This window comes from Lysinibacillus sp. NPDC097279, assembly GCF_044761745.1.
Taxonomy (GTDB): domain Bacteria; phylum Bacillota; class Bacilli; order Bacillales_A; family Planococcaceae; genus Lysinibacillus.
In genome coordinates this window covers 1-5,887 of record NZ_JBIWDA010000008.1, presented here as the reverse complement: position 1 = coordinate 5,887, position 5,887 = coordinate 1, and the positions used below count along the sequence as shown (strand labels likewise).

Here is a 5,887-nt window from a genome sequence, read left to right as displayed (position 1 = left end):
CGCGGGCACACACATAAGCCGCAACCCTCGCTAACGCGCGGTTTGTTGCGTCTTACGTTCTGTGCATTCCCGCTGGAGTCTACGTGGATTTTTACTCGAGCATTTATATATCAATGTTCTACTAGCAGTGCAAGGTGGATATTGCGTAGCGGCGTTCCTCTTCTATTTTTTTCATTGTATAGTCTAATGCGAAAAACCCACTTCGCTTTCCGCGGGCACTTCGTAAGCCGTAACCGTCGCTGTTGCGTCGTTTGTTACGTCTTACATTGCGTGCATTCCCGCTGGAGGCTTCGTGGTTTTTTTGTTTAATAACCTTACTAACAAAATTCTGAATTGTTTGAGTGACTGGCACTTATCATTAAATTTTAGAACGTAAATATGCATTAATAAATGGATCTAAATCTCCGTCCATTACTGCGCCTACATTTCCTGTTTCTTCACTTGTACGGTGATCCTTAACCATTGAATATGGATGGAATACATATGAGCGGATTTGTGAGCCCCAGCCAATTTCCTTTTGCTCACCGCGAATTTCATCAAGTTGTGCTTGCTGCTTATCGATTTCTAATTGATATAATTTCCCTTTTAACATCGTCATTGCTTTTTCACGGTTTTTAATTTGTGAACGCTCTGCCTGACATTGAACGACAGTACCAGTAGGAATATGCGTAATACGAACAGCTGAATCGGTTGTATTAATATGCTGACCACCTGCGCCTGTTGCACGGTACGTATCAATTTTTAAATCCTCTGTACGAATATCTACTTCAATATTGTCATCGAATTCAGGCATGACATCACATGAAACGAATGATGTATGACGACGACCAGAAGAGTCGAACGGTGAAATACGTACTAAACGGTGTACACCCTTTTCAGCCTGTAGATAACCGTACGCATTATGCCCTTTAATAGATAATGTAACGGATTTAATCCCCGCTTCATCACCAGGAAGATAATCGACTGTTTCTACTTTAAATCCGCGTTTTTCAGCCCAACGTGTATACATACGTAATAACATAGAACCCCAGTCTTGAGACTCTGTACCACCAGCACCAGGATGGAGCTCTAAAATCGCATTGTTTTGATCATATGGACCACTTAATAGTAATTGCAATTCAAAATCGCCCATTTTTTGTTGGAATTCTGCAAGCTCGCTACCTAACTCTTCCTGTAATTCCTCATCGGGCTCTTCACGTAATAACTCTAGTGTCATATCTAAATTTTCATGTGTATCTACTAACTCTTTATATTCATTCACAATAGCCTTTAAACCATTACCTTCATTGATGACTACCTGTGCTCCTTGTTGATCGTCCCAGAAGCCTGGCTCTAGCATCATTTCATCTAATTCTTGAATACGTGCCTCTTTGTTTTCTAAGTCAAAGAGACCTCCTAAAGTCCGCCAATTTTTTGGCTGTAGTGTCTAACGCGTTACGTACATCTGCTAATTCAATCATTGCTAAATCCTCCGAACATATTTAATGGATATTACAAGTAAAATCCGTATTATTCTATTATAGCGTTTTTCAAGCGGAAAACATAATTTTTTCAATATGCCAATCCATGATCCATAAAAAATAGTAGTACAAAGCACTTAGCTTATACTACTATTTTTTATGTTCAATTTAGTTTGGCAAGTAAACTTTTCCGAGCTTCTGCATGAATTTTTTGGTCACAATGCTCACATGTCAATCGTCTATTGCGATCCACTTTATATAGCTGATATTTCCGCGTTCCTTCTAAAAGCTTAAATTGTTTTTTACAGCAAATACAAATCGTTTCATAATAAATCATCAAAGCCTACACCCCTCTGTATTTATTAATTGGATTTCAAAGAAGCTAAAAATCTTAAAAGTACCCGCACTTAATGGATATTCCGTTTGAAATAACCAACATAGATGAATTGCTACTGTTTTCTAGCATTCATCTTTTTTCGTTTCATCCTCTACCTTAGAGCGAATTGCCATTCGTTGAAATACTTTGACACGATCAAACTGCACAAGTAAATGTTTTGTTCGTTTTTCAAGTTTGTATTTTAATAAAAAAGCTCTCTGAATACGATATTCAAATGCTTTTGGACTCACATCCACAATAATTTCTTGACCGTTCATAAATACAACCTTTGTTTGCTTTTTACCAATAGCAATATAATCATCTATATGATGGACAGCAAACCAAATGCACTCTGGATGTAATGGTGACTTACTAGGGAACCACAAAATATTAAACCGTTCATGAACAACAATGGGATTTTTATTGAGCTTACCTAAGATCATCTTTGAACCATCAAAGGCCCCTCGCAAGCTCGAACCAAAATAACGGAGATTAAAATCCATTAATCTTGTAGGAGATAATTTGGATATATATTGATAGTCTCTTTCAATAACTCTCGTACATAAATTTCCAAAGGCATCATACTCAGGCATATACAACATTGTTTCACTACTCATAATGTCTTCACAATTATAATGCAATGATTACTCCTCCTTTAAATCATGTTTATCGTGTGAATTAAAAAGGAATGTACATGTTTATTGGTATACCTATGTACTTCCTCGAGCACGTCTGCTAAAACTACATTACTCGAGAATTTGATTCAACTAACGCATAAATTCACCTCCCCTTTTGTCAAAGAAAGTAAATTCATATGAAAGTGTTTTACTATTTTTTTAAATAATCTGCTATACTCATTACTTTCGTTGAACTAAATACCTATTGTTACAATTATTGTATACTTTCGGTTATCTATTGTCTATTAATTCAGATTTTGGCATCATTTCTTCCACGGCAAAAAAAGATCAACTCAACTTTTCGTTGAATTGATCTTTTCGTATCTTTATTGACCTGCACCATGGCAGTTTTTAAATTTCTTTCCACTACCACATGGACATAAATCATTACGACCAATATTTTCAGCTTTACGTACAGGTTGTTTCTTCGGTGCTGGAGAACCATCCTCTTTCGGATTCACAGCTTGACCTTTCGCAACCTCTTCACGTTCTAAGTTACTGCGGATTTCTGCTTTCATCGCATATTTCGCTACATCCTCACGAATTGAAGCGACCATATCCTCAAACATTGCAAAACCTTCTTGTTGATATTCACGTAGCGGATCATTTTGACCATATGCACGTAAATGAATCCCTTGTCGTAATTGATCCATTGCGTCAATATGATCAATCCATTTCGTATCAATTGAACGTAATAAAATAACCTTCTCAAATTCACGCATACGCTCTGGTGTAAGCTCTGCTTCTTTTTCATCATAGCGTTGGTGTACAGCATCAGAAATAATCGAATTAATTTCTTCGGCAGTTTTACCTTGGAAGTCTGCCACTTTTAATGTGCCTTCTTCTAGTAAGTTAGCTGCGACAAAGTCCTCAATCGCTTTTAAGTTCCAATCTTTTGGCTGCTCACCTTGTGTATAAAGACCGACAATATTATCAATTGTTTCCTGAATCATCGACTCTACAAGCTCACGCATATTTTCTGTTTCTAAAACGTCATAACGCTCTTTGTAAATAATCTCACGTTGCTGACGTAAAACATCATCATATTGTAGTAAACGTTTACGTGCATCGAAGTTATTCCCTTCAACACGTTTTTGCGCTGATTCAACTGCTCTTGATACAACTTTCGATTGTAATGGTTGTGAATCATCCATACCAAGACGCATCATCATAGACTTCATATTATCAGAGCCAAAGCGGCGCATTAATTCATCTTCAAGCGACAGGTAGAATTGCGTAACCCCTGGGTTCCCTTGACGACCAGACCGTCCACGTAGCTGATTATCGATACGTCGTGATTCATGACGCTCCGTACCAATTACAGCTAAACCACCAATTTCTAATACACCTTCACCAGGTTTAATGTCGGTACCACGACCAGCCATATTTGTGGCAATCGTAACGGCACCTTTTGAACCGGCATTTGCGATAATTTCTGCTTCACGCTCATGATTTTTCGCATTTAGTACATTATGAGGAATTTTATGTTTATCAAGTAACTGTGAAATAATTTCAGATGTTTCGATCGCAACTGTACCTACAAGTACTGGTTGACCAGCCTTATGACGCTCAGCAATATCTGCTGCTACAGCTTTATATTTCCCTTCCATTGAAGCAAAAATTAAATCTGGACGGTCATCACGTGCAATTGGCTTATTCGTTGGAATCGCAATAACGCTCATATTGTAAATATTACGGAACTCTTCTTCTTCTGTTTTCGCAGTACCCGTCATACCCGCAAGCTTTTGGTACATACGGAAATAGTTTTGGAACGTAATTGTAGCCATCGTCATCGACTCATTTTGAATCTCAACGCCTTCTTTAGCTTCAATTGCTTGATGGAGACCATCAGAATAACGACGTCCCTTCATTAAACGACCAGTAAAGCCGTCAACGATAACAATTTCGCCTTCTTGCACAACATAGTCAACATCATTATGCATACTCACATGTGCCTTTAACGATTGGTTAATGGCATGATTTAAACGTACATGTGTTAAATCAAACAAGTTGTCGATACCGAATGCTTTTTCGGCCTTTTCTACACCTGCATCCGTTAATGTAACACCCTTTGTCGATTCTTCATATGTGTAATCTGTATCAGCACTTAACATACGTACAAACGCATTAGACTGCTTGTACAACTGCGCTGACTTCCCAGCCTGTCCCGAAATAATTAATGGTGTACGTGCCTCATCAATTAAAATCGAGTCAACCTCATCGATTACAGCGTAGTGAAGTGGACGTTGAACACGTTCTTCTTTATAAAGCACCATATTGTCACGTAAATAATCAAAGCCTAATTCATTGTTTGTACTATACGTAATATCTGCATCATATGCAGCACGCTTTTCTTCTTTTGATAAGCTGTTTAAATTTAAGCCTACTGTAAGCCCTAAGAAATTGTACAGCTCACCCATCTCAGCAGCGTCACGACTAGCCAAATATTCATTGACTGTAACTACATGCACGCCTTTACCAGTAATCGCATTTAAATAAACCGCCATAGTAGCAGTTAACGTTTTACCTTCACCGGTTTTCATCTCTGAAATATTACCTTCATCAAGTGAAGCAGCACCCATAATTTGCACGCGGAAAGGATACATTCCTAATACACGCTTCGACGCCTCACGACTAACTGCAAAAGCTTCAGCACGAATGGAATCTAATTTTTCGCCATCTGCATAACGTTTCTTAAATTCTTCTGTCTTCGCTTGTAGTTGCTCATCTGAAAGCTGTTCCATTTGAGAAGCGAATCCCTCAACTTGGTCAGCGATTTTTTCTAATTTTTTTAACTCACGTTTATTGAAATCAAATAATTTATTTAATAGGTTTGCCATGAATATTTTTCACTTCCTATACGAGTCTCAAATTCCATTTTACCATTGTGTAACAGTTTCATGCAAACAGTGTCCTATAGTAAGGTACAAAACCTCGCAAAATAAGTTCATTTTACGACCTTTTTTTACCTTTTAAGTGTAAGACGAGGATATTACAAATGAAAAAGAAAATAATTTAGTCGTTTATCAATTGACTAGACATCTGCATTAAAAATGCCTGCCTCCATGTCAAGTAACTTTAACCTATCCATCTCATAGTAAGTTCATCTTGATTAACAAATCAACTCAATATCATTCTCCTCTTAAACGCTTTGTTCTTATTTGCAATCCCTGTTCATTCTTCAATAATCGGCAAGACAGCTCTTTATAAAAGAAAACAGGTAATCTTGCTGTAGAAAATTATAAAAAAAAGCAGAGGTTTAAATCCTCTGCTTACTTTTTTGCCTAGCGACGTCCTACTCTCACAGGGGGAAGCCCCCAACTACCATCGGCGCTAAAGAGCTTAACTTCCGTGTTCGGTATGGGAACGGGTGT

General features: G+C 37.8%; 4 protein-coding genes and 1 rRNA gene. All 5 read right to left on the bottom strand.

Annotated elements, in window-relative coordinates:
- Positions 1 to 358: 358 nt before the first annotated feature.
- A protein-coding gene (gene prfB / locus ACIQ1H_RS20740; RefSeq protein WP_402891586.1) for a peptide chain release factor 2 occupies positions 359 to 1,460 on the bottom strand; the annotation gives its coding sequence in 2 pieces (ribosomal slippage) (positions 359 to 1,384 and positions 1,386 to 1,460; 1,101 coding nt in all).
- A 163-nt stretch (positions 1,461 to 1,623) separates the two neighbouring features.
- Positions 1,624 to 1,800 carry a hypothetical protein gene (locus ACIQ1H_RS20735; RefSeq protein WP_173477680.1) on the bottom strand — a complete coding sequence of 59 codons (177 nt, stop codon included), beginning with the start codon at positions 1,798 to 1,800 and terminating at the stop codon, positions 1,624 to 1,626.
- Positions 1,801 to 1,919: 119 nt separating this feature from the next.
- Positions 1,920 to 2,477 (bottom strand): competence protein ComK, encoded by a 558-nt coding sequence (locus tag ACIQ1H_RS20730; RefSeq protein WP_337982021.1) that lies wholly within the window; start codon positions 2,475 to 2,477, stop codon positions 1,920 to 1,922.
- A 362-nt stretch (positions 2,478 to 2,839) separates the two neighbouring features.
- The gene (secA, locus tag ACIQ1H_RS20725) at positions 2,840 to 5,353 is read right to left on the bottom strand and encodes a preprotein translocase subunit SecA (protein ID WP_402891582.1); all 2,514 of its coding nucleotides are present in this window, start codon (positions 5,351 to 5,353) and stop codon (positions 2,840 to 2,842) included.
- 442 nt (positions 5,354 to 5,795) lie between these two features.
- Positions 5,796 to 5,887 (bottom strand): 5S ribosomal RNA (gene rrf / locus ACIQ1H_RS20720); the annotation flags it as partial.

What these genes read in the sequence shown, in the direction of transcription:
- secA (WP_402891582.1), bottom strand. Translation starts at nt 5,353, where the DNA reads ATGGCAAACCTATTAAATAAATTATTTGATTTCAATAAACGTGAGTTA.